23 protein-coding genes and 2 pseudogenes are annotated in these 25913 nt (G+C 71.5%); 18 read left to right on the top strand and 7 right to left on the bottom strand.

What is annotated here, in order from left to right; translation table 11 throughout:
* The first annotated feature begins 2 nt into the window (after positions 1-2).
* The 10 genes from AB0A61_RS31080 (at position 3) to AB0A61_RS31035 (ending at position 14292) form a co-directional block, all read left to right on the top strand.
* Positions 3-896: a carbohydrate ABC transporter permease gene (locus AB0A61_RS31080; protein WP_361299578.1), complete on the top strand. Its 894-nt coding sequence runs from the start codon at positions 3-5 to the stop codon at positions 894-896.
* Between the two features lie 7 nt (positions 897-903).
* Entirely contained in the window at positions 904-2169 is a 1266-nt protein-coding gene (locus AB0A61_RS31075; RefSeq protein WP_361299575.1) for a 6-phospho-beta-glucosidase, read from the top strand.
* Entirely contained in the window at positions 2160-3248 is a 1089-nt protein-coding gene (locus tag AB0A61_RS31070; protein ID WP_361299572.1) for a BadF/BadG/BcrA/BcrD ATPase family protein, read from the top strand. Before AB0A61_RS31075 ends, AB0A61_RS31070 begins: the two co-directional genes overlap by 10 nt.
* A 233-nt stretch (positions 3249-3481) precedes the next feature.
* On the top strand, positions 3482-4939 hold the full coding sequence (locus tag AB0A61_RS31065; RefSeq protein WP_361299569.1) for a hypothetical protein: 1458 nt from the start codon (positions 3482-3484) through the stop codon (positions 4937-4939).
* Positions 4940-4953: 14 nt separating this feature from the next.
* Complete coding sequence (locus tag AB0A61_RS31060; RefSeq protein WP_361299566.1) at positions 4954-5976, top strand: glutamate ABC transporter substrate-binding protein; 1023 nt, start codon at positions 4954-4956, stop codon at positions 5974-5976.
* Positions 5977-6051: 75 nt separating this feature from the next.
* Positions 6052-7389 carry a hypothetical protein gene (locus AB0A61_RS31055; RefSeq protein ID WP_361299563.1) on the top strand — a complete coding sequence of 446 codons (1338 nt, stop codon included), beginning with the start codon at positions 6052-6054 and terminating at the stop codon, positions 7387-7389.
* A 22-nt stretch (positions 7390-7411) separates the two neighbouring features.
* The gene (locus AB0A61_RS31050) at positions 7412-9955 is read left to right on the top strand and encodes a tetratricopeptide repeat protein (RefSeq protein WP_361299560.1); all 2544 of its coding nucleotides are present in this window, start codon (positions 7412-7414) and stop codon (positions 9953-9955) included.
* A complete protein-coding gene (locus AB0A61_RS31045) occupies positions 9956-11356 on the top strand; it encodes a protein phosphatase 2C domain-containing protein (RefSeq protein ID WP_361299557.1) in 1401 nt (466 codons plus the stop codon). It abuts the gene before it with no gap.
* A 134-nt stretch (positions 11357-11490) separates the two neighbouring features.
* Complete coding sequence (locus AB0A61_RS31040; protein ID WP_361299554.1) at positions 11491-12837, top strand: VWA domain-containing protein; 1347 nt, start codon at positions 11491-11493, stop codon at positions 12835-12837.
* 93 nt (positions 12838-12930) lie between these two features.
* On the top strand, positions 12931-14292 hold the full coding sequence (locus tag AB0A61_RS31035) for an FHA domain-containing protein (RefSeq protein ID WP_361299551.1): 1362 nt from the start codon (positions 12931-12933) through the stop codon (positions 14290-14292).
* Positions 14293-14373: 81 nt separating this feature from the next.
* Here the strand turns inward: AB0A61_RS31035 and AB0A61_RS31030 are convergent, their stop codons facing one another.
* Positions 14374-15405, bottom strand: coding sequence for a methyltransferase domain-containing protein (locus tag AB0A61_RS31030; RefSeq protein ID WP_361299548.1), 1032 nt, complete (start codon positions 15403-15405; stop codon positions 14374-14376).
* A gap of 180 nt (positions 15406-15585) precedes the next feature.
* On the opposite strand from AB0A61_RS31030, the gene AB0A61_RS31025 reads away from it, so the two are divergent.
* Positions 15586-15990 (top strand): globin, encoded by a 405-nt coding sequence (locus AB0A61_RS31025; protein ID WP_361299545.1) that lies wholly within the window; start codon positions 15586-15588, stop codon positions 15988-15990.
* Between the two features lie 267 nt (positions 15991-16257).
* A pseudogene (locus AB0A61_RS31020) lies at positions 16258-16536 on the top strand (ABC transporter ATP-binding protein); the annotation flags it as partial.
* Here AB0A61_RS31020 and AB0A61_RS31015 read toward each other — a convergent pair.
* From AB0A61_RS31015 to ettA, 3 genes are read right to left on the bottom strand one after another with little or no spacing between them, the layout of a single operon-like run.
* A complete protein-coding gene (locus AB0A61_RS31015; RefSeq protein WP_361299542.1) occupies positions 16523-17242 on the bottom strand; it encodes a hypothetical protein in 720 nt (239 codons plus the stop codon). The pseudogene AB0A61_RS31020 and the gene AB0A61_RS31015 overlap by 14 nt on opposite strands.
* Positions 17239-17667: a thioesterase family protein gene (locus tag AB0A61_RS31010; protein ID WP_361299539.1), complete on the bottom strand. Its 429-nt coding sequence runs from the start codon at positions 17665-17667 to the stop codon at positions 17239-17241. The genes AB0A61_RS31015 and AB0A61_RS31010 overlap by 4 nt, the downstream gene beginning before the upstream one ends.
* A 2-nt stretch (positions 17668-17669) precedes the next feature.
* A complete protein-coding gene (gene ettA, locus AB0A61_RS31005) occupies positions 17670-19334 on the bottom strand; it encodes an energy-dependent translational throttle protein EttA (RefSeq protein ID WP_361299536.1) in 1665 nt (554 codons plus the stop codon).
* 242 nt (positions 19335-19576) lie between these two features.
* Between ettA and AB0A61_RS31000 the strand changes: the two genes are divergently transcribed.
* A complete protein-coding gene (locus AB0A61_RS31000) occupies positions 19577-20077 on the top strand; it encodes an HAD domain-containing protein (RefSeq protein WP_361299533.1) in 501 nt (166 codons plus the stop codon).
* Here AB0A61_RS31000 and AB0A61_RS30995 read toward each other — a convergent pair.
* Complete coding sequence (locus AB0A61_RS30995; RefSeq protein ID WP_361299530.1) at positions 20067-20822, bottom strand: GntR family transcriptional regulator; 756 nt, start codon at positions 20820-20822, stop codon at positions 20067-20069. The genes AB0A61_RS31000 and AB0A61_RS30995 overlap by 11 nt on opposite strands.
* A 79-nt stretch (positions 20823-20901) precedes the next feature.
* Here AB0A61_RS30995 and AB0A61_RS30990 point away from each other — a divergent pair.
* From AB0A61_RS30990 to AB0A61_RS30975, 4 genes and pseudogenes are all read left to right on the top strand, one after another.
* Positions 20902-21187: pseudogene (locus AB0A61_RS30990) on the top strand (hypothetical protein).
* A gap of 516 nt (positions 21188-21703) precedes the next feature.
* A complete protein-coding gene (locus AB0A61_RS30985; protein WP_361299527.1) occupies positions 21704-21928 on the top strand; it encodes a hypothetical protein in 225 nt (74 codons plus the stop codon).
* Positions 21925-22668: a GntR family transcriptional regulator gene (locus AB0A61_RS30980; RefSeq protein ID WP_361299524.1), complete on the top strand. Its 744-nt coding sequence runs from the start codon at positions 21925-21927 to the stop codon at positions 22666-22668. Before AB0A61_RS30985 ends, AB0A61_RS30980 begins: the two co-directional genes overlap by 4 nt.
* Positions 22665-22967 carry a hypothetical protein gene (locus AB0A61_RS30975; protein WP_361299521.1) on the top strand — a complete coding sequence of 101 codons (303 nt, stop codon included), beginning with the start codon at positions 22665-22667 and terminating at the stop codon, positions 22965-22967. The genes AB0A61_RS30980 and AB0A61_RS30975 overlap by 4 nt, the downstream gene beginning before the upstream one ends.
* 248 nt (positions 22968-23215) lie before the next feature.
* Here AB0A61_RS30975 and AB0A61_RS30970 read toward each other — a convergent pair whose 3' ends face one another.
* Entirely contained in the window at positions 23216-24802 is a 1587-nt protein-coding gene (locus AB0A61_RS30970; protein WP_361299518.1) for a tetratricopeptide repeat protein, read from the bottom strand.
* Positions 24799-25218 carry a hypothetical protein gene (locus AB0A61_RS30965; protein WP_361299515.1) on the bottom strand — a complete coding sequence of 140 codons (420 nt, stop codon included), beginning with the start codon at positions 25216-25218 and terminating at the stop codon, positions 24799-24801. The genes AB0A61_RS30970 and AB0A61_RS30965 overlap by 4 nt, the downstream gene beginning before the upstream one ends.
* Positions 25219-25549: 331 nt before the next feature.
* On the opposite strand from AB0A61_RS30965, the gene AB0A61_RS30960 reads away from it, so the two are divergent.
* Complete coding sequence (locus AB0A61_RS30960; RefSeq protein ID WP_361299512.1) at positions 25550-25762, top strand: hypothetical protein; 213 nt, start codon at positions 25550-25552, stop codon at positions 25760-25762.
* Positions 25763-25913 lie beyond the last annotated feature (151 nt).

The following is a 25913-nucleotide window of genomic DNA, read 5'->3' as shown; positions in this document are numbered from 1 at the left end:
CGATGACCCAAGTGCTGGACAAGCCGGTCGAGCTGAAGGCGCCGGTCTCCCCCGCCGAACGCACGGCCCGCCGCAGGGCGGTCCTGGAGTGGATCGCGATCCACTCCCTCGGCGTGGCGGCCGCCCTGTTCTTCACGCTGCCCTTCGTGTTCGTCTTCCTCACCTCGCTGATGAGCGACACCCAGGCGCTCAGCCGCGACCTGATCCCGCACACGTGGGAGTGGGGCAACTACCGGAAGGTCTTCGACACCCCGGGCTTCCTCACCTGGTGGAGGAACACCCTGGTCTACGCCGGCCTCGGCACCGTGCTGACCGTCGTGTCGTCCATCCCGGTGGCCTACGCCCTCGCCAAGTTCCGCTTTCCGGGCCGCAATCTGTCACTCATGCTGGTGATCTCGATGATGATGCTGCCCCCGCAGGTGATCATCATCCCCATGTACCTGTTCTGGGCGAAACAGCTGGATCTGTCCGGCACGCTGTGGCCGCTGATCATTCCGATGGCGTTCGGCGACGCGTTCTCCATCTTCCTGCTGCGTCAGTTCCTGATGACGATCCCGAACGAGTACCTGGACGCGGCGCGGGTGGACGGCTGCGGCGACCTGCGCACCCTGCTGAAGGTCGTCCTCCCCATGGCGAGGCCGGGCATCGCGGCCGTCGCCCTCTTCCAGTTCTTCTACGCCTGGAACGACTACTTCGGCCCCCAGATCTACGCCTCGGAGAACCCGGGTGCGTGGACCCTCTCCTACGGCCTGGAGTCGTTCAAGGGCGCCCACCACACCGACTGGAACCTCACCATGGCCGCCACCGCGCTGGTCATGGCCCCCGTGATCCTCGTGTTCTTCTTCGCCCAGAAGGCGTTCGTCGAAGGCGTCACGCTCACCGGAGTAAAGGGTTGAACCAGACATGAAACTCACCGTGGTCGGCGGCGGCTCGACCTACACCCCCGAACTCGTCGACGGCTTCGCCCGCCTGAGGGACACCCTCCCCGTCGAGGAACTGGTACTCGTCGACCCGGCGACGGACCGCCTGGAGCTGGTCGGCGGTCTGGCCCGCCGTATCTTCGCCCGCCAGGGCCACCCCGGCCGGATCGTCACGACCCGCGACCTGGACGCCGCCGTGGACGGCGCCGACGCGGTCCTGCTCCAGCTCCGCGTCGGCGGCCAGGCGGCCCGCGAGCAGGACGAGACCTGGCCGCTGGAGTGCGGCTGCGTCGGCCAGGAGACGACGGGCGCGGGCGGCCTGGCCAAGGCGCTGCGCACGGTCCCGGTGGTCCTGGACATCGCGGACCGCGTCCGCCGGGCCAACCCCCGGGCCTGGATCATCGACTTCACCAACCCGGTCGGCATCGTCACCCGTGCCCTGCTGGAGGCGGGCCACCGGGCGGTCGGCCTGTGCAACGTGGCGATCGGCTTCCAGCGGAAGTTCGCCGGAATGCTCGGCGTCGCGCCCCGGGACGTCCACCTGGACCACGTCGGTCTCAACCACCTCACCTGGGAGACCGGGGTGCGCCTGGGTGGCCCCGAGGGCGAGAACGTCCTGCCCAAGCTGCTGGCCGAGCACGGCGACACGATCGCCGGCGACCTGCGCCTGCCCCGTCCATTGCTGGACCGCCTGGGTGTCGTCCCCTCGTACTACCTGCGCTACTACTACGCGCACGACGAGGTCGTACGGGAACTGCGCACGAAACCGTCCCGGGCGGCCGAAGTGGCGGCGATGGAACGCGAGTTGCTGTCCATGTACGGCGACCCGGCCCTCGACGAGAAGCCGGCCCTGCTCGCCAGGCGCGGCGGCGCCTACTACTCGGAGGCGGCGGTGGACCTGGCGGCCGCTCTGCTGGGCGGAGGGGGAAGCCCGTACCAGGTGGTCAACACCCGCAACAAGGGCACGCTGCCCTTCCTCGCGGACGACGCCGTGGTCGAAGTGCAGGCGGCCGTCGGCCCGAAGGGCCCGACCCCGCTTCCCGTGTCCGCCGTGGACCCGCTCTACGCGGGCCTGATGGCGAACGTCACGGCCTACGAGGACCTGGCCCTGGAGGCCGCGCTGCGCGGCGGCCGGGACCGGGTGGTCCGCGCCCTGCTCGCCCATCCCCTCGTCGGCCAGTACGCGTACGCCGAGACCCTCACCGACCAGCTGATCGCGCACAACCGGGAGCACCTCGCGTGGGCCTGACCGCAAGCGTCCTCGCCATCGACGCGGGCAACAGCAAGACCGACGTCGCGGTGGTGGCGGCCGACGGCAGCGTCCTCGCCACGGCCCGCGGCGCGGGCTTCCGTCCGCCGGCCGTGGGCATCCGTACGGCGGTGGACGCGCTGGCGGAAGCCGTCGACCGGGCCCGCGCGACGGCCGGGGTCACCTCGGTGGCCCATGTCTCGGCCTGCCTGGCCAACGCCGATCTCCCCGTGGAGGAGGCACAGCTGGCGGCGGCCCTGCACGCGCGCGCGTGGGGGACCACCGTGGAGGTCCGCAACGACACCTTCGCCATCCTGCGCGCGGGCGTGTCCGAACCGCGCGGTGTCGCCGTGGTGTGCGGCGCCGGCATCAACTGCGTCGGCATGCGCCCCGACGGACGCACCGCGCGCTTCCCGGCCCTCGGCCGCATCTCCGGCGACTGGGGCGGCGGCTGGGGCTTGGCGGAGGAGGCCCTGTGGTACGCGGCCCGCGCGGAGGACGGCCGCGGTGGTCCCACGGAACTGGCGCACACCCTCCCCGCCCACTTCGGCCTCGACTCCATGTACGCCCTCATCGAGGCGCTCCACCTGGAGCACGTCGAACACCGTCGCCGCCACGAGCTGACTCCCGTCCTGTTCGCCACGGCGGCGGCCGGCGACGCCGTCGCCCGCGCGATCGTGGACCGCCTGGCCCAGGAGGTGGCGACGATGGCCACCGTCGCCCTCACCCGCCTGGATCTGCTGGACGAGGAGACTCCGGTGCTGCTCGGCGGCGGTGTCCTCGCCGCCCGCCATCCCCAGCTGGACGACGCCGTCCGGGAACTGCTGACCGCACGGGCCCCGAAGGCGGTACCGCGGGTGGTGACGGCCAGTCCGGTGCTGGGCGCGGCCCTGCTGGGGCTGGACCGGGTGGGGGCGGCGGGCGAGGTGCAGTCCAGGGTGCGGGCCTACTTCGAGGCCTCGGCGTCTTCGGGGTCTTCGGGGTCTTCGGGGTCTTCGGCGTCTTCGGCGTCTTCGGCGTCCTCCGCGGCCTCCGCGGCCTCCGTGTCCTCCGTGTCCTCGGCACCTCCGGCGTCCTGAGCCCCGGTCCGTCCCGTCCGTCGGCCGGCGCGGCGCCCGCGTCACCCCTTCGGCCCTGGAACCGAACCGATTCCCCCGGCGTATTCATGGGCAAGGGGTGGTGCGGAGCGTCGCGTTGTGCGCCGGAAGACGAACTGCGCTGCGATCCGATCAAGATCCAGTGAAGGCCGGTGCGGATTGTCGGTCCCGGCAGCGATACTTGCGGCGACGGATGACCATGGGGGAGGTCAGCAGTGACACACCCGCCGACGAGCAGCACGGCACCACCGGGCTCCGGCCTGCCCGCCCTGCCGGCCATACTGCCGCAGCCCGGGCCCGCCCCGTCGGCGCCGGGCACGCCGCCGGGGCCCGCGCCCGCACGGCGCACCGCGTTCGCCGAGGGCGTGGACCGGCTGCGCGCCACCGCCACGACCGAGCCGGGCCGGCTCCGCATGGTCGGCGCCGTCCTGGCCGTCCTGGTCGTCGCCTTCGGCGCCGTCACCGCCTGGCAGACGACGAACCGGGCCACGGCCGCCGACGACGTGCTGCACAGCAGCCAGCCGCTCAGCTCGGACGCCGCGGACATCTACCGCTCGCTCGCCGACGCCAACACCATGGCGACCAGCGGCTATCTCGCCGGGCTGCAGGAGACCCGGGCCACCCGCGAGCGCTACGAGTCCGATGTGCGCACGGCGGCCGGCAAGCTGGTCACCGCCGCCGCGAGCACCGACCCCGGCTCCCCCTCCGCGGCCACCATCACCCGGCTCAACGAACTCCTGCCGCGTTACAAGGGCCTGGTCGAGTCGGCCCGCGCCAACAACCGCCAGGGCTTCCCGGTCGGCGGGGCCTACCTGCGCGCCGCCAACGACACGATGCAGAACGAGATGCTCCCGGCGGCCGAGGACCTGTACCAGAAGGAGAACCAGCGCCTGAGCGCCGACTACGCGGACGCGACGCCCTACCCGTGGCTCGCGATCGCCCTCGGCGTCCTCGCCCTGGCCGCCCTGGCGTGGGCACAGCGGCGCAACTACCTGCGGACGAACCGGGTGCTGAACCACGGGCTGGTCGCCGCCAGTGCCGCCACCACCGTCGTCCTGCTGTGGCTGGTCGTCGGCCACAGCATCGCCCGCGCGGGTCTCAACGGCTCCTACGCGCACGGCGTCCGCTCGCTGAGCGTGCTGCACGACGCCCGCATCGCCTCCCTGAAGGCCCGCAGCGACGAGAACCTGACCCTGGTCAGCCGGGGCGCGGAGACCAAGACCCTGACCAACGGCACCGTCATGGACGCCTACGACTGGGCGTACGACCAGGAGATCGACAAGCTCGGCAGCAAGCTCGACCGCGCCGGCCGGCTCGCCGACGACACGGCGGGCCAGAAGCCCGTGCAAGTGGCGAACCAGTCGATGAAGGTCTGGAAGTCGCGGCACGAACTGGCCCGCCAGGCCAACGACTCGGGCGACTACCAGGCGGCACGCGACCGGGTCATCGGCGCCGGTGCCAAGGGCCAGGCGCAGTCGACGGGCGTGTGCTTCGACAACGTCGACACCTCGCTCGCCTCGGCGCTGACCCATGAGACGAACGAGTTCAAGCAGGCCGCGGGCGACGGCCGGGACGCGATGACCGGCCTGCCCGTCGGCTCCGCGGTGCTCGCGGTCCTCGCCGCCGCCGCGGCGGTGCTGGGCATCGGGCGCAGGCTGTCGGAGTACCGGTGAGAGGGGGCGTGACCATGCGAGCACGACGTCTGCGGGCCGCTCTGAAGGGCTGGGGCGGGGTGGGCGCGATGGCGGTCGTCTGCGCCCTGGCGCTGGCGTTCGTCCTGCTGCTGCCGCGCACCCAGTCGCACGGCGTGAGCCCCGGCCCCGAGGGCGGGCGGCTGGCCCGGGGCACCCAGGCCAAGGCCGACGACTGCAAGGACGCGGACGCCCAGAACCAGAGTCCGTCCCCGTCGTCCGGGGCCGGGGGCGACACGTCCCACATCGATGCCATCAAGGCGCGCGGCTACCTCACCGTCGGCGTCGACCAGAACGGCTACCGCTGGGGCTACCGCAACCCCAACAACGCCTCCGGCGAGCTGGAGGGCTTCGACATCGACCTGGCCCACCGCATCGCCAAGGACATCCTCGGCGACCCGGACAAGGTCCAGTTCAAGGCCATCCCCACCAACGAACGCATCCCCGCGATCAAGAGCGACCGGGTCGACATGGTGGTCCGCACGATGACCATCACCTGCGACCGCCTGCAGCAGGTGGCGTTCTCCGCCCCCTACTTCCTCACCGGACAGCAGGTCCTGGCTCCGAAGACGTCGGCGATCACGGGCTACGACAAGACGCTGGCCGGCCAGAAGATCTGCTCGGCGCAGGGCTCCACGGCCTACGACCACCTGTCCGCGGACCGGAAGTCGGGCACGCTGCCCGCCTCCACCGACATCTCCACCACCGTGCCCAACCAGCTGGACTGCCTGGTGCGGCTGCAACTCGGCGAGGTCGACGCGGTGGTGACCGACGGCGCGCTCGCCGCGAGCCAGGCCGCGCAGGACCCGACGGTGGAGCTGAAGGGCGCCACCTTCACCAAGGAGTACTACGGCGTGGCGATGAAGCGGGGTTCCGACGATCTGGTACGCCAGGTCAACCGGATACTGGAGAACTACCGCAAGGACGGAGGCTGGAAGGCGTCGTACGACAAGTGGCTGGCCCCGACGCTGGGTAGGGACTCGGAGTCGGCGACCCCACCGGCGGCGATCTACAAGTGACGGCACCTGTTGCCGGGTGACCCGCCACCGACCGACGTACGACCGACGGACCAACACAGCAGCGAGAGGTGATCGATGGGCGTCACGGACCCCGCCGGGCCGGTAATGGACCGGGACGAGGTGGACCGTGCGCTGGCGCGGCTCGGCGCGGAGCACGAGGCCATCGAGACCTCGCTGCTCGCCCTGCAGGACCACGCGGGCCGCAGGCTGCTGGAAGGCGCCGAGCTGACCGGCCTCACCAAGGAGCGCTGGGATGCGACGGAGGCGTCGATCACGCTGCTGTGGGCGTACTTCGACGCGTACACCGGCGCGCTGCGCACCGCCCGTGAGATCCGTGCCCGCCGCCGCTGGTCCAGCCGCGAGGACCTGGTGGAGCTGACCGAGCTGCTGCGCGGCGAGGCCGTCACCGTCGCGGGCGCGGCGACGGCCTCCGCCACGGCCAACGCGTCGACGCTGCACGGCGGTTCGGGCAGGCTCAGCGAGCGTTTCTCGCTGGCGGCGCTGGTCGACCGGATGAACGAGCTGTACGCGCGCTCGCTGGACATGGTCGTCGCCGCCGACGCCGTCTGGTCGGCGCTGCCCGCCCGGATCGATTTACTGGCCGCGGAGCTCCAGCGCACCCGCCGGCTGGCGCACCCGGTCGGTGTCCGTCCCGGTGAGCACCCGGCGGGCGACGACCTGGAGCGCATCACGCGCAGCCTGACGAAGCTGCGTGAGCAGGTGGTCTGCGACCCGCTCGCCTTCTGGGTCCCCGCGCAGGGCAGTTCGGCGCCGGGCGGCGGCAGGCCGGACACCACGGTGTACGACCGTGAGGCGCAGGCCCTGGAGGAGGTGCGCCGGGAGATCGACGCCGTGCTCTCGGTCCGGCAGGACGCCGAGCAGCGGCTGATCAAGCTGCGGGACGTGCTCTCCCGCGCGGACCGCACGCTCGCCGAGGCGCGCACCGCGCGCGGCGAGGTCCTGGCCAAGATCGCCGCCACCGAGGTGCCGGTGGTCAGCGGCCCGCCGACCGCCCTGCAGGAACAGCTGGCGACGGCCGCCGAGTACCGCAGGCAGGCCCAGTGGCACCGGCTGTCCCCGCTCCTGGAGTCGCTGGAGCAGAAGGCGGAGGACGAACTGCTGCGGGCCCGCGAGTCGTTGACCGCGGTCACCGCGCCGCTGGCGGTCCGCGCCGAGCTGCGCGGCCGCCTCGACGCGTACAAGGCGAAGGTGGCACGGCACGGCCTGGCGGAGGACTCGCTGCTGGTCGAGCGGTACGACACGGCGCGCCGCATGCTGTGGAGCGCGCCCTGCGACCTGCGGGTGGCCGAACAGGCCGTACTGCGCTACCAGCAGGCGGCCGCCGAGCTGCTCGGCAGTCCGCGCGTACCCGGGCAGAGCGGGTACGAGGACCGTAGGGGGCCCGACGCGTGAGCGTCAGGAGGGATGCAGTGTGATGAGCCAGGCGGGGCAGAGCTGTCAGCGCCCGGGCTGCGAGGGCACGTACGAGGACGTGGGCGGCGGCGAGCTGTACTGCGACACGTGCGGCCTCGCACCGGTGGTGTCGGCGAACGGCATGGTGGGCTCGCCGCCCACCGGAGTCACCGGCGGCCGCTCACGCGGTTCGGCGGGCAGCGGCAGCTCCAGTGCGCGCAGTTCCCGTACCTCGTCCCAGTCCTCGAAGTCGCGCCGCTCGGTGTCGGGGCGGCTCTCGCGCTCCCTGTCGGGTCGGACCAGCAGCCGTTCGGTGTCGGTGCGAAGCTCCGGCTCGACCACCGGTTCCTCGGGCCGCAGCCGGCTGGGCGCCGGTCTGGTGCAGGTGCCGCAGGTGCCGCGTCCCGACCCGCGCTCCATGGTGCTGGAGAACCCCGAGGTCCCGGAGCGGAAGCGGTTCTGCTCGCGCTCGGACTGCGGCGCGCCGGTCGGGCGCGCCCGCGGGGACCGGCCCGGCCGCACGGAGGGTTTCTGCACCAAGTGCGGCCACCCGTACTCGTTCGTGCCGAAGCTGAAGGCCGGTGACATCGTGCACGGCCAGTACGAGGTGGTGGGCTGTCTGGCGCACGGCGGCCTGGGCTGGATATACCTCGCCGTGGACCGGGCCGTGTCCGACCGCTGGGTGGTGCTCAAGGGGCTGCTCGACACCGGCGACCAGGACGCGATGGCGGCCGCGATCTCCGAGCGGCGCTTCCTCGCGGAGATCGAGCACGCCAACATCGTGCGGATCTACAACTTCGTCGAGCATCTCGACCAGCGCACCGGCTCCCTCGACGGCTACATCGTCATGGAGTACGTCGGCGGCAAGTCCCTCAAGGAGATCGCCAACTCCCGCCGCGCACAGGACGGCAGACGGGACCCGCTGCCGGTGGAGCAGGCGTGCGCCTACGGCATCGAGGCGCTCGAGGCCCTCGGCCATCTGCACAGCCGCAACCTGCTGTACTGCGACTTCAAGGTCGACAACGCGATCCAGACCGAGGACCAGCTCAAGCTGATCGACATGGGCGCGGTGCGCCGGATGGACGACGACGAGTCGGCCATCTACGGCACGGTCGGCTACCAGGCGCCGGAGGTCGCGGAGGTCGGCCCCTCGGTGGCGAGCGACCTGTACACGGTCGGCCGTACGCTCGCCGTCCTGACCTTCGACTTCCAGGGCTACACGAACGTCTTCGCGGACTCGCTGCCCGACCCCGACCACATCGAGGTGTTCCGCCGGTACGAGTCGTTCTACCGCCTGCTGGTGCGGGCCACCGACCCGGATCCGGCGCGCCGGTTCGCCTCCGCGCAGGAGATGTCGGAGCAGCTCACGGGCGTGCTGCGGGAGGTCGTCTCGCTGCAGACGGGCCACGCCCGCCCCGCCCTGTCGACGCTGTTCGGGCCCGAACTGAAGGTCACGGACACGGAGTTGTTCCCCAGGCTGGACGGGGATGTGTCGCGGCTGGGGGCGAGAGCGGTGCCCAGCCGTGGTCGTACCCCGGCACCACCGGCCGGCACACCGGGTGCCGGGCTGCCGGCGGGCGGAGCCGTGCACGCGACGGCCGAGGGCACGGGCACCCCGGGCATCGTCAAGCCCGTCGGCGCCCCGGCCACGTCCCTGGCCCTGCCCGTGCCCCACGTCGACCCCGCCGACCCCAACGCCGGTTTCCTGGCGGGTCTGCTGACGTCCGGGCCCGGCGAGCTGATCACCGCGCTGGCGGCCGCGCCGGCGCCGTCCACGGAGACCCGGCTGCGCCAGGTCCGCGCCTGGCTGCAGACCGGCGAACCGGCCACCGCGCTCGACGCCCTGGGCAAGCTGGAGGAGCAGGACCCCGACGACTGGCGGGTCGTCTGGTACCGCGGCCTGGCCTCGCTGGTCACCGGCGACCACGAGGGGGCGGCCCTGGCCTTCGACGCGATCTACGACGCCTTCCCGGGCGAGGTCGCGCCGAAGCTGGCGCTCGGTCTGTGCGCGGAGGTCCTCGGCCAGCTCGACAACGCCGCCGAGTACTACCGCCTGGTGTGGTCGACCGACCCGAGCCATGTGAGCGCCGCCTTCGGGCTGGCCCGGGTGCAGCTCGCCACCGGCGACCGGCACGGGGCGGTACGGACCCTGGAGTCGGTTCCGGAGTCCTCCATCCACTACACGGCCGCGCGGGTGGCAGCGGTGCGGGCGCGGCTGCGGCAGCGTCAACGTACCGCGGCCGCCGCTGACACGCCGTTCCTGGAGGATCTGACCGCGGCTGCCGGGCAGGTGGAGGCGCTGGAGGCGTACGGTCTGGACCCCGCACGGCGCGAGCAGTTGTCGGCGGAAGTCCTCGGCTGTGCCCTGGACTGGGTACTCTCCGGTGGCCAGGCCTCCGACCCGGCCGCCCGGCGGGTGCTGCTCGGCAGCGAACTGGACGAGCGGGGACTCCGCTTCGGCCTGGAGCGTTCGTACCGCACGCTGGCCCGGCTGGCGCCCGGCGGTGAGGAGAGGATCGACCTGGTGGAACGTGCCAACCGTTACCGCCCCCGGACGTGGGTGTAGTTGATGTCGCAGATGCCTCAGCAGGCCGCCCTGTCGAAGTGCCCGAGCTGCGAGGAGCCGCTTGAGTCGGGTGACCGTTTCTGCGGCGCGTGCGGGTTCGACCTGTCCACGGCCGCCGCACCGCCGCACGACACTCCGACGATCACCATGAACGGCGCGGTGCCGCCTCCGGCCGCGCCGCCCGAGGCAGCGGAGGGCGGCGGCTGGCCCGTGGCGCCGCAGCCGGACGGCTCCGACACCCCGGCGCGGCTGCACCTGCCGACGGACCTGGCGGGCACGGACTCGGGCGGTGGCCCGCTGCCGTCGCCCGCCCCGCACCCGCAGCAGTCCGCGCAGCCGCCGTTCACCGGCTCTCCGGTGTCTCCGGCCTCGGGCGTGCGCTTCGACCGTCCGCCGGAGCCCGACGAGTACCCGCTGCAGGCGCCGGACCCGCGCGTGGCCGCGGACGCCGCCGACTCCGCCGACTCCGCCGCTGCGGCCGGGAGCGTCCAGATGTGCGTGGCCTGCCGGGTGGGCCGGGTCGACGACGACGGCTACTGCGAGAACTGCGGGCACGCGCAGCCGCGCGAACGCGACCACATGGAGCAGGAGACGGGGCCGGTGGCCGCGGTCAGCGACCGGGGCCTGCGCCACCACCGCAACGAGGACGCCTTCGCCGTCGGCTTCACCGCGCTGCCCGACGGCTCGGTGGCGACCGTCGCGGTCGTCTGCGACGGCGTCTCCTCCGCGACCCGCCCAGACGACGCGTCCCTGGCGGCCTCCCGGGCGGCGAACGACTGCCTGCTGGCCGCGCTGCCCGGCGGCACGCACCCGCAGCAGGCCATGCACGACGCGATCGTCGCCGCCGCGCACGCGGTCAACGCGCTCGCCGAGGAGCCCGCGGCGGCCCGCGAGCACGCCCCGCAGCAGAACGCTCCGGCCTGCACGATCGTCGGCGCGGTGGTCACCCCCGGGCTGCTCGTCGTCGGCTGGGTCGGCGACAGCCGCGCCTACTGGGTGCCGGTGGACCGCGCCTCGCCCCCGGCCCGGCTCACCGAGGACGACTCCTGGGCGGCGCAGATGGTCGCCGCCGGCCTGATGAGCCAGGCGGAGGCGTACGCCGACGAGCGCGCCCACGCGATCACCGGCTGGCTCGGCGCGGACGCCTACGAACTGGAGCCGCACACCGCTTCCTTCAAGCCGGACCGGCCGGGAGTGGTGGTGGTGTGCACGGACGGGCTGTGGAACTACGCGGAGACGGCCGAGGAGATGGCGGAGGCCGTTCCCCTGGACGCCGCCGTACGCCCCCTGCACAGCGCCCGGGTGCTGGTCGGCCACGCCCTGGACGGCGGGGGCCACGACAACGTAACAGTGGCCGTCGTGCCGTTCCCGGCCCCGCCGCAGGGGGCAGGATCGGCCTGAGGGCGCACGCCGGGGGCAGGACGGCATCCCGGTGCAACCCTCGCCACGGGGAAGCTCCAAGGGGCCGGAGGGGACCGGTCCGTTCACAGTCGTCGCTCCCGCTCGCGGGGGACCTGAGGGGGGATCCGAAGGGCATGGCCATTTTCTCGAAGCCGAACGTGCCGCAGTTCTCGGTGGACGTCTACCAGAACGAGTACCTGCCGGAGGGCGGCCGCGAGGTCAACGCGATCGTCACGGTGACCGCGACCGGCGGCGGCACGATCGGCAGCGCGGTCGCGGCACCCCAGCTGTACACGCCCGGGCGGGGCCCGTCCGCGGCGGTGGCGCTCATGGTCGACTGCTCGGGTTCGATGGACTACCCGCCGACCAAGATGCGCAACGCCCGGGACGCCACGGCCGCCGCGATCGACACCCTGCGCGACGGCGTGCACTTCGCGGTCGTCGGCGGCACCCATGTGGCCACCGAGGTCTATCCGGGGGGCGGCCGTCTCGCGGTCGCCGACGCCACCACCCGCGACCAGGCCAAGCAGGCACTGCGCAAGCTGAGTGCGGGCGGCGGCACGGCCATCGGCACCTGGCTGCGCCTCGCCGACCGCCTGCTGTCGTCGGCGGACGTCGCGATCCGGCACGGCATCCTGCTCACCGACGGCCGCAACGAGCACGAGGCGCCGGAGGCCCTCAAGGCCTCGATGGAGGCCTGCGCGGGCCGCTTCACGTGTGACGCCCGCGGCGTGGGCACCGACTGGGAAGTGAAAGAAGTCACAGGGATCGCCTCCGCGCTGCTCGGCACGGCCGACATCGTCGCCGATCCGGCGGGCCTGGCCGCCGACTTCACACGGATGATGGAGACGGCGATGGGCAAGGAGGTCGCGGACGTCGCCCTGCGGGTGTGGACGCCGGTCGGCTCGACCATCAGGTTCGTCAAGCAAGTCGCGCCGACCGTCGAGGAGTTGACCGACCGCCGCACCGAGGCCGGCCCCCGGGCCGGCGACTACCCCACCGGCTCCTGGGGAGACGAGTCCCGCGACTACCACGTCTGTGTCGAGGTGCCCGCGGCCGAGGTCGGCCAGGAGATGCTCGCCGCGCGGGTCTCCCTGGTCGTCCCCCAGCCCGACGGATCGGCGGAGAACCTGGGCGCGCAGGGCCTGGTGCGGGCCGTGTGGACCGACGACATGGCCGCCTCCACCTCCATCAACCCGCAGGTCGCCCACTACACCGGGCAGGCGGAACTGGCCCAGGCCATCCAGCAGGGACTCGACCTGCGCAAAGCGGGTGATTTTGATGGAGCAACGGCCAAACTGGGCCGGGCGGTTCAGCTGGCCGGCGCCTCGGGGAACGCGGATACTGCGAAACTGCTTGCGAAGGTGGTGGACGTGGTCGATGCCGCGACAGGTACTGTGCGACTGAAGGCAAAGGTCGCGGAGGCCGACGAGATGACTCTCGAAACACGGTCCACCAAGACTGTTCGTGTAAAGAAGTAACGCAGCAGGACACTTGCCACAGCGAGCCCGACCCGCCCGGGGTCGGAGAAATCCGGTCGAAGCGGCCGGAAAAGGAGAGGGGGAAGCGCCGACATGCCGACCTGCCCGAACGGACACCAGTCGGGTTCCGACGACTGGTGCGAGGTCTGCGGTCACCGCATGGCGGGTGCCGTACCTCCACCTCCCCCACCGCCGCCCCCGGCCGGCGGCTACGGCTTCCCGCCCGCTCCGGGTCCGGGCGGCTATCCCGGTGCCCCGGGTCAGCCCGGAGGACCGGGTCAGCCCGGCGGCCCCGCCGGGCGTCCGCACCTGTCCGCCGTGCCCGACCCGGAGCCGGAGCTCTGCCCGCAGTGCCGCACGCCCCGCGAGGGCGGTGCGCCGTTCTGCGAGGAGTGCCGGTGGAACTTCCTGACGAACACGGCGACCTCGTACACCCCGGCCGCGCCGCGCACGCCGGCGCCCGGCCCGGGCGCCCGCTTCCAGCAGCCGCCCGGCCCGTCCTTCGGCGCCGGTGACTCCTACGAGTACCAGGGCTCGCGGCCCTCGCAGGTGAACCGTCCCGCCGAGCCGATTCCGCCGGGTCCGCCCTTCGGCCAGGACCCGGGCCCCTCCGCGCAGCCCGGTTTCGGCAACCCCGGTCCCTCCGGACCCTCCGGTTTCGGTCCCGACCCGTCGCGGCGGGTTCCGCCGCCGCCCGGCCCCGGTGGGCCGGGGGGCGCCCCGCAGGCGTTCCAGCAGTCCGGACCGCCGGCCCCGCCCGCGTTCCCGCAGGAGACCGGGCGGCCGCAGCAGGGCGGGCCGTCCTTCGGCGGTGACGACGACTGGGTGATCTCCCCGCCGTCGTCCGCCGGTCCGGCCGGTCCCGGCGGCCCGGGTGTCGGTCAGGGCGGCGGCTACGGCTATCCGCAGCCCGGTGCCACCCAGGCCCCGCCCGGCCCCGGCTTCCCGCAGCCCGGTGCCACCCAGGCCCCGCCCGGCCCCGGCTTCCCGCAGCCCGGTGCCACCCAGGCCCCGCCCGGCCCCGGCTTCCCGCAGCAGCCGGCGATCTGGACGGCGACGATCGGTCCGGACCGCGAGTACTTCATGGCGATGATGCACCGCTCCGGTCCGGAGGCCGCGGGTCTGAACCTGCCTGCCTACTCGCCCGAGCAGCAGCGCACGCTCACCGGCAACCAGGTGACCATCGGCCGCCGCCGCCACTCCACCGGAGACACCCCCGACATCGATCTGTCGGTGCCGCCGGAGGACCCGGGCGTGTCGCACCAGCACGCGGTGCTGGTCCAGCAGCCGGACGGCGGCTGGGCGGTGGTGGACCAGAACTCGACCAACGGCACGACGGTCAACGGCTCCGAGGAACCGATCCAGCCCTTCGTACCGGTGCCGCTGCAGGACGGCGACCGGGTGCACGTGGGCGCATGGACGACGATCACGGTCCACCGCGGGCCGGGCTCCTGACCGGATCCTGAACGATCCTGAACGGATCCGGTCGGCATCCTTGAGGGCCGGCCGTGGACCGGAGGCCGAGCCCCTGCGGCGTCATCCCGGCAGGGGCCACGCCCAGGGTCCGTCAGGGTCGTCCAGCCACGCCCACGCGCGTTCCCCGCGCACCGCGATCCCGTAGCGCCGACGCTGCGGCCGCCCCTCCCGCTCCCACAGGGCGTACGCCTCCTGCGCGTCGAGGCGGCCGCGGGTCAGGGCCAGCAGGAAGCGGAACAGCTCGTGCTCCCGGGCCCGGGGCGGCAGCCCGTCCAGGCGCGGCGCCGGAAGCTCGGGCCTGCTCTCGCCGCGCAACGGCACGAAGTAGGCGGCGGTGTCCAGGAAGCGGCCCTCCGCAAGCGCGGGGCCGTGCACGGTCAGCGCGACCAGTCCGGTGGCGATCGGCGTCAGGATCCGGCCGCCCGGGGCGCACTGGACGAGCCAGGCGCGCGGGATCGAGGGCAGTGCGCAGGTGGCCATGATCCGGTCGAAGGGGGCGCGTTCGGGCACCCCGCGAGCGCCGTCACGGGTGACGACCGCGGGACGGTAACCGGCGGCGGCCAGGTGCCCGCGGGCCGACTCGGTGATCTCCGGCTCCAGGTCGACGGTGGTGACCAGGTCGTCGTCACCGAGCCGGTGGGCGAGCAGTGCCGCGTTGTATCCGGTGCCGGCGCCGATCTCCAGGACCCGGCTGCCGTCCTCCACCCCCAGTTCGGCCAGCATCCGCGCCATGAGCGACGGCTGACTGCTGGAGGAGACCAGCTCCCCGTCGCGCAGCCGGGTGGCCAGCGGAACGTCCTCGTAGGCACCGCGCAGCCAGCGCTCCCGTGCCTCCGGGTCGGGGCTCTCGCCCCAACGACGCTCGTAGCCGCCCGCGCCGACGACGTAGTAGTACGGCACGAACAGGTGCCGCGGTACGGCCTCGAACGACTCCCGCCAGACCGGGTCGGACGCCCAGGCCCCGCTCGCGTCGATCTCCCGCACCAGCGCGGCCCGGGCCAGGACGGCGAGCCCGGCGAGGTCCGTCCGGCCGACTTCCCTCCGGTCGTCCCCGCCGTCCCCGTCACCCTTGTCGACCGCGTGCGCACCCATGACTCCACTGTGCTGCGGAAGGCACCCCCGAGGCGAGCACCGACCCCGCCGCGCGCATCCCCGGACTCGGTCCTGGGGTCCTCCGCCCGGAGTCCGGAGCCCGGAGCCCTTCACCCGGAGTCCGGAGTCCTTCACCCGGAGCCCCGCGAGGTCCGTCCGGCCGTCTGAGACGATGGACGGGTGAAAGAGATTCGGCGCGGCACGCTGCAGGAGCAGACCTTCTACGAGCAGGTCGGCGGAGAGGAGACCTTCCGCCGGCTGGTCCACCGTTTCTACCAGGGAGTCGCCGAGGACCCCGAGCTTCGGGCCATGTACCCCGAGGAGGACCTGGGCCCGGCCGAGGAGCGGCTCAGGCTGTTCCTGATCCAGTACTGGGGCGGCCCGACGACGTACGGCGAGCGGCGCGGACATCCCCGGCTGCGCATGCGCCACGCGCCCTTCACCGTCGACCGGACGGCCCACGACGCCTGGCTGAAACACATGCGGGTCGCCGTCGAGGAACTCGGCCTGTCCGAGGAGCACGAGCACACGCTGTGGAACTACCTGACCTACGCGGCCGCTTCGATGGTGAACACCCCCGACTGAGCCACGCCCCGGGCTCCGGCCCGGTGCATCCGGCCCCGGGGGCGGGGTCCGGGGTCCGGGCATCCGGCCCCGGGGGCGGGGTCCGGGTCCGTCGACGGATCCCGGATTCCGGTCTTTCGGCGCCGGATCCGCCGTCCTGTTCGCGGTCCTGCACACCACGGCGGTGCTGGCGGTGCTCACGGCGTACTCCGGCGCCATCGGTGACGCGGGCCCTGCGTCGCTCCCCGCGCGACGCCCGCAACGCGGCGGACGCGTCCCTGGTCGTCACTGGGAACCACGATCGTCGTCGTCACGCACGTCCAGGCGGTGGCCAGCGAGGTCCTGCGCCGCAGCGAGGTGGACGCGGCCACCGGTGACGAACGGCTGGTGAGCCGCGAGTACGCCATGCTCGGTGGGGCGGGCCGTCTCCAGTTCCCCGCCGGGTACACGCGGGTCCTCGGCATGCGCGACGGCGTGGCCCTGGAACCGGAACCGGACCACATCGCGTATGGCCGGACGCCGACGACGAGGACTGAACGGGGGAATCAGAGTCTCAGCGGACGCTGACGCCCAGTGCGCCGAGCCCCGCCGGCCGTACGACTATCGACCCGTACGCCGTCCGCAGCCGCAGCCATGTGCCGGAGGAGAACAGCGCCAGGCCCTCGGTCTCGTCCGAGGACGGGCGCTCTGCCCCGACCATGGGCCGGGTGGGGCGAGTGGGCCGAAGGAAGCCCAGTGACTGTGCCGCGTGGACGGCCCGCACCGGCAAACGGGTCTCCCCGACAGTCCGGGACCAGATCTCCCCGCCGATCCGGTCCAGTTCGGCCCGCGTCCGACGCTCGGGAGTCAACTCCTCTGTACGGGAGCGGAATTCGGCCACGGCCGCGGCGACCGTCGCGCGCAGGGAGTCCACCGGGGGCAGCCCCGGCTCCGGCCGCCAGCCACCGCGCGGCGGAAGCAGACCCGCCCACGGTGGCCCGGTCACCGAGGCCGGGACGGCGGCCGTGGCCGCCGACTCGTCCACGGACTCCAGGAGTTCACCGGCGGAGACGGTCACGTCGAGGGCGAGGTCGAGCCCGTCCTCGTACGGCTTGGCGAGCCGCACCGCCCGTACCGCGAGCACCTCGAAGGAGGGCGGCCGCCCGAACACCGCGAGCGCCTTGCCCGCCGCCTGCAGGCGCACCGCGGCGGAACGGTCGTAGTGCAGCAGCCGGGAGAGAAAGGCCGCGAGATCCGCCCCCTCCGTGTCGTCGGCGAGGTGGAGCACCGTCATGCGGCGACGGCCTCCTCCTTGTCGTCGGCGTCCTCGGCGTCCTGCATGTACTCCCGGAGGAACTCCCGTTCCTCCTTCGTGATCCGGCGCGGCCGCTGTTCCTCGAAGTCGAAGGGCACGATCACCGTCGAGGCGGTGGCATACACCTGGTCGGCGTCCTTGACCTCGTAGGCGACCGTGAAGGACACCGCCCGGATCTGGGTGACCCACAACTCGATCTCCACCGGCCTCGACCGGTTGACCAACTGCCGCTTGTAGTCGATCTCGTGGCGCGCCACCACCGACCCCTGCCCGGGCAGCGGGTCCCGGCCGGACATGAAGTCGATACGGGCCTCCTCCAGGTAGGTGAGGAAGACCGCGTTGTTGACGTGACCGTACGCGTCCATGTCCGCCCAGCGCACCGGGCAGCGGTAGATGTGGCGCAAGATCAGCCCCGGGTCAGCTTCTTGTAGGTGGCGCGGTGCGGGCGGGCGGCGTCCGGGCCGAGCCGCTCGATCTTGTTCTTCTCGTACGACTCGAAGTTGCCCTCGAACCAGAACCACTTGGAGTCGCCCTCGTAGGCGAGGATGTGCGTCGCCACGCGGTCCAGGAACCACCGGTCGTGGGAGACGACGACGGCGCAGCCGGGGAACTCCAGCAGCGCGTTCTCCAGCGAGGAGAGCGTCTCGACGTCGAGGTCGTTGGTGGGCTCGTCGAGGAGCAGCAGGTTGCCGCCCTGCTTCAGGGTGAGCGCCAGGTTGAGGCGGTTGCGCTCACCACCGGAGAGGACACCGGTCGGCTTCTGCTGGTCCGGTCCCTTGAAGCCGAACGCGGACACGTACGCCCGGCTCGGCATCTCGACCTGGCCGACGTTGATGTAGTCGAGCCCGTCGGACACGACCTCCCACAGCGTCTTCTTCGGGTCGAGGTTGGAGCGGCCCTGGTCGACGTACGAGATCTTGACGGTCTCGCCGACCTTGATGTCGCCGGAGTCCGGCGTCTCCAGGCCCTGGATCATCTTGAACAGCGTGGTCTTGCCGGCGCCGTTCGGGCCGATGACGCCGACGATGCCGTTGCGCGGCAGCGTGAAGCTGAGGCCTTCGACGAGGACCTTCTCACCGAAGGCCTTGTTGAGCTTGTCGACCTCGACGACGACGTTGCCCAGGCGCGGGCCCGGCGGGATCTGGATCTCCTCGAAGTCCAGCTTCCGCATCTTCTCGGCCTCGGCGGCCATCTCCTCGTAGCGGGCCAGACGCGCCTTGGACTTGGCCTGACGGCCCTTGGCGTTGGAGCGGACCCACTCCAGCTCTTCCTTGAGGCGCTTCTGCCGCTTGGCGTCCTTCTGGCCCTCGACCTTGAGGCGGGTGGCCTTGGTCTCCAGGTACGTGGAGTAGTTGCCCTCGTACGGGTAGGCGCGGCCGCGGTCGAGCTCAAGGATCCACTCGGCGACGTTGTCGAGGAAGTACCGGTCGTGGGTGATCGCCACGACGGTGCCCTCGTACTTGGCCAGGTGCTGCTCCAGCCAGTTCACGGACTCGGCGTCGAGGTGGTTGGTGGGCTCGTCGAGGAGCAGCAGGTCGGGCTGCTCGAGCAGCAGCTTGCACAGCGCGACGCGGCGCTTCTCACCACCGGAGAGGTTGGTGACGGGCCAGTCGCCGGGCGGGCAGCCGAGGGCGTCCATGGCCTGTTCGAGCTGGGCGTCGAGGTCCCAGGCATTGGCGTGGTCGAGCTCCTCCTGGAGCTTGCCCATCTCCTCGAGCAGCGCGTCCGAGTAGTCGGTCGCCATCTGCTCGGCGATCTCGTTGAACCGGTCGAGCTTGCCCTTGACCTCGGCGACGCCCTCCTGGACGTTCTCCAGGACCGTCTTCTCCTCGTTCAGCGGGGGCTCCTGCAGCAGGATGCCGACGCTGTAGCCGGGCGACAGGAACGCGTCACCGTTGGAGGGCTGCTCGAGCCCCGCCATGATCTTCAGCACGGTCGACTTACCGGCACCGTTCGGGCCGACGACGCCGATCTTGGCACCCGGCAGGAAGTTCAGGGTGACGTCGTCGAGGATCACCTTGTCGCCGTGCGCTTTGCGCGCCTTGCGCATGGTGTAAATGAACTCAGCCAAGAGAAACCGTCCGGCAGCTTGAAATCTGGCAGTGGGCAGATACACCCCATCTTGCCTGACCGCCACCCCTGAGCGGAAACCCGTATGGGCGGGGGGCTCTGACCTGGGGCTTCGGTCGGGGCGACGGTGGCTCGTCTGTCGCTGTCGGTTGCCGTTGGGCGGCCTCGGGCGCCCTCGCACGGCCCAGGGACGGCCCGGGAAGCAGAGTCCCCGCCGCTACCGCGCCGGGCTATCGTGCGGCTGTGACCAGCGCAGCGGAGCGCCCCATCCTCTTCCTCGACGTCGACGGGCCGCTCATCCCGTTCGGGGTGTCGTACGGCTCCTCGACGTCTGTCGATCAGGGGAACCCGCTGCTTGATCGGCTCGATCCCGGGATCGGATCGCGCCTCCTGGCCCTGGACTGCCATCTCGTGTGGGCCACGACATGGATGGAGGATGCGAACGAGGCCGTCGCTCCGCGCCTGGGGCTGCCGAAGCTGCCCGTGGTGGAGTGGCCGGACGCCACCGCCGACGACGGACCCCGCGGTCTGCACTGGAAGACTCGCCTCTTGGTCGAGTGGGCCGACGGTCGACCGTTCATCTGGGTCGACGACGAAATCAGCGCCATGGATCGCTTGTGGGTCGATGCCCAACATCCTGGGCCGTCGCTGCTTCATCGCGTCGACCCGGCTCAAGGGCTCGTGGACGCCGACTTCTCGGCGCTCGGCGATTGGCTCGCCGTGAGGGCGCCGGCTACCGGTTGATCGGGATCTCGTAGACGATCTCGCAGTGCGCGGCGGGCACCACGATGTCCGCCGTCTCCACGGGCCGCCCTTGGTCGCTGTAGTACGTCCGCCGGATGTGCGTGACGAGCGCGGCCTTCTGGATGCCGAGTATCGACGCCTCCTCGGCGGTCGCCTGCCTCGGCTCGGGCTGCTCCACGGCATGGCTGACGGTGACGCCGATCTCGGCCATGCGGTTCACGACGCCTGCCCCGGCGTGCGGCCCTCCCTCGGGGAGGACGACGAGAGTGCCGGCGGTGAGGTCGTACGGCTCCCAGCTCGTCGACAGCTGCACGGGCCTGCCGTCGGCCAGGAACTCGTACGTCGTCCGGACGCACAGGTCACCCTCGGCGATGCCAAGCCGCGCTGCGATGTCCGCCGGCGCCGGAACCTTGGCATCGGTCCGACTCTCCCAATCGCCTTGTCTGCCCACGGCCTTCATATCCGCACGGAACGGTGATCCACTCGGCTGCTCCCGGGCCGACGACCGGACGACCCGGACCCGCTGCCGGGGCTCGGCAACGTACGTGCCCGATCCGGCACGACCCTCCAGCACACCTTGGGAGATCAGCAGCTCCTGCGCCCGGCGGACCACGTTCTCGCCCACACCGCACTCCTGGCCGATCTGGGCACGGGAGGGCAGACGGTCCCCCGGCTCCCATACGTGCTCCGCGATCCGTCGCCGGAGTTCGTCGGCGATGCGGAGATAGGGCGGCTGCTCAGGCATATGGAAAATCTAGTCCACTAGCTCTAATCTAGTTCACTAGCTTCACTGAACGTGATTGCCGGTTGACGGAGGCTGCCCTGTGCCCGCTTCGGGAGTTAGCGCGGCGGCTATCGCTGCCCGGCTGTCCGCCGTAGGGCTCGCCGCGCGGGTGGAGGAGCACGACCGGTACGCGTCGGTCGAAGCGGAAGGTGCCGGACTCGCTCTCCGCCGATTTATGGCGGGAGGTCCTGGAAGCGGTGGCGAAAGCCGATCGGTTCGGTCTCGTCGCCACCAGCCTGAACGGCCGCACCCTCTGGGCGGTCGTACGCAAAGCGGTCCCCACGACGGGCGATGTCGGGGGACCTGCCATCAGCGATAGGAGCTGAGTAGCGTGCTCAACCGTATCCGCCGTGCCGTCTCGCTCACCAGAGCGCGGTACGCGCCCAAGGGCAGGCATCGCCGCCCCTTAGCGCCCTTCCGGCCACCGGCCACAACCGCCCTTCCTGCGTCCGCTGACACGTCGACGGTCATCCTGGGCCGGGCTTCCGATAGTGCGAACCGCCGCCACCCGCTCAGGGGCGAAGAGAACGCACTCGTCCGCCCATACGTGCTGGCCTGGGAGGAACGAGTACGGTCGCATGCGGTGGTAGTCGCTTCCCACCTGCCCGCTGAGGCCTGGTCATTCCTCGCGGGGGCCCGCTGATGTCTGCTCGCCAACAGCCCCACATCGCCGATGCCTCGACCGTCCCCTATCAGTCGGCTGCCTGCCGTATCGGCACGCACCTGGCCTGCACGGAGTCCTCCCCGACCTCCGCACCGATCGACCTACCGGTCATCTACGAGACGTGCGCCTGCCCGTGTCACTCGGCATCCCACCACTCCGCGCCCGCGGAGGTGGGGCGATGAGCGGCTGGGCGCCTGGCGGCGCGCTGGCGTCCAACGTCGAGATCACCGCGGCCACCGTGCAGCGCGGCGACATCATCCAACTCGGCGGCAGAGCATGCCGGGTGAGCGACCTCTTCCAACTCCCTCAGGGAGCCAAGCAACTTCTCTTCGAGTCAGGCGAGCCGCTGACCATACACGCGCGTACCCGGCTCGCCGCCATTCGGATGTTGAGAAGGCGGTGATCCGGTTCGTGCCTTCACGCCATCACGAGATCGCCGACGATCTCCGGCAGCAGATCACAACGGGTCGCATCAAGCCCGGCGAACGTCTCCCTTCCGAGGCGTGCCTCGCCGACCGATACAAGGTCAGCACGGTGACACTGCGGAGCGCCCTCGCGGTCCTCCAGGGCGAAGGCCTCGTTGAGAAGATCCACGGCAAGGGGAACTTTGTTCGTCGCCCACCACGCAAGATCGTGTACGTCGGTGGATGGGGGACGCTGGACCCCTGGACCGCTGCTGAAGCGGCGCTGCGTGTCACCGTGCGCACCACCATGGTTCAGGCAGACAGCCATCTGACGGCGTTGCTCAAGGTGCCGGCGGGCAGTCCACTCGCCGAGTTCTTCTGCGTCAGCCACGAGGAAGAGTCACCGCGCGGACTGGCCCGCATCTACATCCCGCACGACCTGGTCCCGGCCGAAGTGCTGGACGACGCACCCTCCTGGCAGGAGACCGCCCTACGACTCGCCGTTCTGGGCTCGCCGCCGGCAACCGTCCGGGAGACGGTATGCGCCCGCCCACCAACACCGGACGAAGCATCGGCCCTCCGGACCGGCTTCTCCAAGGCAGTCCTCGCGATCACGCGCGTCGCGACCGACACCGCCGGGCGAGTCGTCGAGGCCGCCCTTCTGGCGTTTCCAGGGGATCGCGTCGACGCGGTCTTCACCACCCACCACGTGACCGATGAGAGGCAGACGCAGGGATGACGGCACCGAACGAACTACGACTCCTCCCGTGGTCGGGGCCGGAAGGCAAGCCGTGCTACCTGAACACCGACGACCAGGGCGGCTATATGTCCCGCTTGGCGGACAACATCGAAGCGGTACAACTGGGAACGGCTGTCGAGTTGCTGGAGCATGCCTCAGACACCCTCGACAACCGGGACCAGGGCCCGGAGGACCTGCGACGGTTGGCCAGGGAATTGACCGGCGCATTGCGAGACGTGCTCCGCATTGCAATTAGCCGCGGTCACCTTCTGGCAGTGAGCGACTCTCATCGCCCCTGAGGAGGCCGGCGCGTTTAACGGCTACAACCTGCTCAGTGCGGCCTGACTTGCCGGTCTACTGATCAAGGGTCTCGCTGGCTAGCGGGACTGACGAAGCCCACGGCTCTGAGCTGCTCAGCTGCCGTGGGCTTCTGTCGTTGTTGGTTTGCATCGGGTGACCTCGAACGGCCCAGAGACGGCCCGAGCTCCACCGTCGGCTGTCGCCAGCCTGGGGAAGACCTCTTCGTCCCGAACTTTCGGCTGGGCGGTCATTGAGGTCTGTTGGGCTGGTCAATCGGCGGTAGAGGCTGCTGAAGGTCAGCTGCGGTTGTTGAGGTTGCTGTACTTCGCTGCTGTACAGCTGCGGCCGCTCGGCGGACGTAGGCGAGGTTGTTGCGGCTGGTCAGGGTGTCGGGGTGGGTGTCGCCGAGGACCTGCTCGTACTGGGCGAGGGCTGCAGTGCGCAGGCGGATGGTATGGGCGTCGCGCCCTTGCCAGTACAGGTACTGTGCAGCGGCGTGGTAGGCGTCGGCCGTTTCGGTCGATGCCGGGCTGTAGGGCGGTGCGGAGTCGGCGATGGCGACGACGTGGGGAAGGAGCCGCTCCCACCGTGGGGTGTCCGTGTCCTCGTCGGGCGCGGCCTGATGGATGAGGTGCTCGGCGTCCTTCCGACCGGGTGGGTATCCGTCTGAGTCGGTGGCGGGTCGGTGGCGCAGGACGGTCTGCACGAGGCGGTGGACGCCGATGCTCTCGCGGTCGGCGCTGTAGGCGATCATGTTGTACGTGTGCAGGGCGCCCAGGGCCTCGCCGAGAGCGAGCGGGTCGGGGCAGAGCGGGGCGAGCAGGGTGCGGGGGATGTCGTCGGCTGCCAGCCAGGCCATGACGTTGAGGAGGGTGACGGCCTGGGTGTTGCGGCGTTCGATGGCGGCCAGGGTATGGCGCCAGATCCGGGCGATGGTGCGTTCAGGGTCGACGCCGCCCGCGGCCGTGTCCATGACCTGCCCCAGCATGGCCCGGTAGTCGGCCAGAGAGGTGCCGGTCTCGAAGAGGTAGGCGCCTGCCTGTTCCAGCGCCAGGGGCAGGTACCCGAGTTCGGCGGCAAGGGCCGCAGCATCCCGGTGCTGTTGTGAGGTGGGGGCGTGCTCTGGTCCGAGGGCGAGGGTGCACAGCAGGTTCACGGCCGCGTCGGCGTCGAGCAGGCCCAGGGGCATGGTGGGGGCGACGTTGTGCCAGCCGGTCGCGGTGCGACTGGTGGCCAGGTGATGCCCGTCCGGGAGCGTGCCGAGGTAGTGGCGCAGATCGCCGGGGTCTTCGACGTTGTCGAACACGAGCAGCCAGCCGGGATGCCACTGCAGCCACACGATCGCCCACGCCGCCCGCTCCTGCACTCCTGCGGTGGCGGCCCACTGCGGGCACAACCGCGTGGCCAGGGTGGCCAGACTGGTGATGATCTGCTCAGCGCTCGCGGCGTTGATCCACCACACCAGCGTGTACGTGCGCCGGTGCGCATGGGCGTAGTGCAGGGCGAGCGTGCTCTTGCCGATCCCGCCCAGCCCATGGATCGCCCGCGTCCCGGACGCCTGGGTGACCGCGGCCTCACCCTCGTCGGCCAGGAGCCGGCGCAGCTGGGCGAGTTCGTCCTGGCGTCCGACGAAGACGCCGGACGCGGACCCGGGCAGATTCCCTGCTCCTGGCGGCGCCTCCACTTCCTTGGCCCAGCGCACGGCCTCGGCCGGCAGCATCACCACCTGGGCACCGTCCCCGGTGATCGCCACACCGACACCACCACCCACCGCCACAGAGCGCGGACCCGTCGCCTGCGGACCGCCACCTCCGGGCACAAGGCTCTCCGTCATGGTCTGATCGTCGTGTTGTCCCCGGTGACGGCCGTGCCGATGGCCTTGGCGGCGATGGACCGCTCACCCGACGCCGTCACGGTCACCGTCTCACCGGCAGCGGGCAGCATCCGGGCCAGCTCGGCCAGCAACTCGGCGTCCTCGCGCAGAGCGCGCTTGATCTGCTGGCGCACAGCGGCTGCCGCGTCCTCATCGTCCGGCGCTTGGGCCGCGTTCTGGACCGCGGCCTCCAATTCTGCCCGGCCCCGCTCGCCGCGACGGCGCCAGACAGCCTGCAGGATGCGCCGCCCCAGGTTCGCCGTGGCGTCCACGGCCGCGCTCTCCGCCCGGGTGAACACAGCCACCCCGTAGGCGCTCACCGCGGTCGTCAGATACGGCCCCGCCTGCTCCGCCAACTGCACAACGTCAGCACTCACTTGCCCCCCGACATACGCAGCTACGAACGACCCAGCGTAGGAACACAGCGCCGCTCATGGGGCCTAAACGCCCAAACCAATCCGGGCGGTTCCCGCTGCCAGCCGACCGAGAGAGCACCTTTACCCGAGGGCCACCGATGCGCAGCTACGCCGCCTCTCAGCTCGCGCGGGCGTCGATGTGGCGAGGCGGCCTGCCTGACCGCCGGCCTGGTCCCCGCCCTTCCCTGTGGTTCCCCGCATGATCTGGCACGCACCTGGCACGGGGGCCCCGGTCAGTCGCGGCCGCAGTCGTTGACCAAGTGCTTAGAAGATGCGGGCAGGCCCCGACTGCGTGGACCAGCAGATCCACGGGGCTTCCGTGGCAGGCCGTCGAGTGTTGTCGTCGTCCATGTTCGTTGCCGTCACTGCCGTCCGGGCCTTGATGCGACCGCCGCTTTACAAGTTCGATCCGACGCCCTCAGCGGTCGGCTGCTGCGAGGCTGCAACTGATGCCTACGACCGCCCGGAGTTGCTGGCGTCCGGCGCCGTTGATGTCAGCTGCTGATGTCAACCGAAAGACTATGCGCTGACCGTGTGGGGCGGCCACGGAACCAGCTCGGACCTAGTGCCCCGGCAGGCAACGTTCGCCCCGTCGCGACGCCCGGCACGCACTCTCGCCGCACCGGCCGAAAGCCCAAGTACGTCCAGTACGAGGA

The sequence above is a fragment of the Streptomyces sp. NPDC046197 genome (assembly GCF_040646295.1).
Classification (GTDB): Bacteria; Actinomycetota; Actinomycetes; order Streptomycetales; family Streptomycetaceae; genus Streptomyces.
This window is presented reverse-complemented; position numbering and strand designations above follow the sequence as displayed.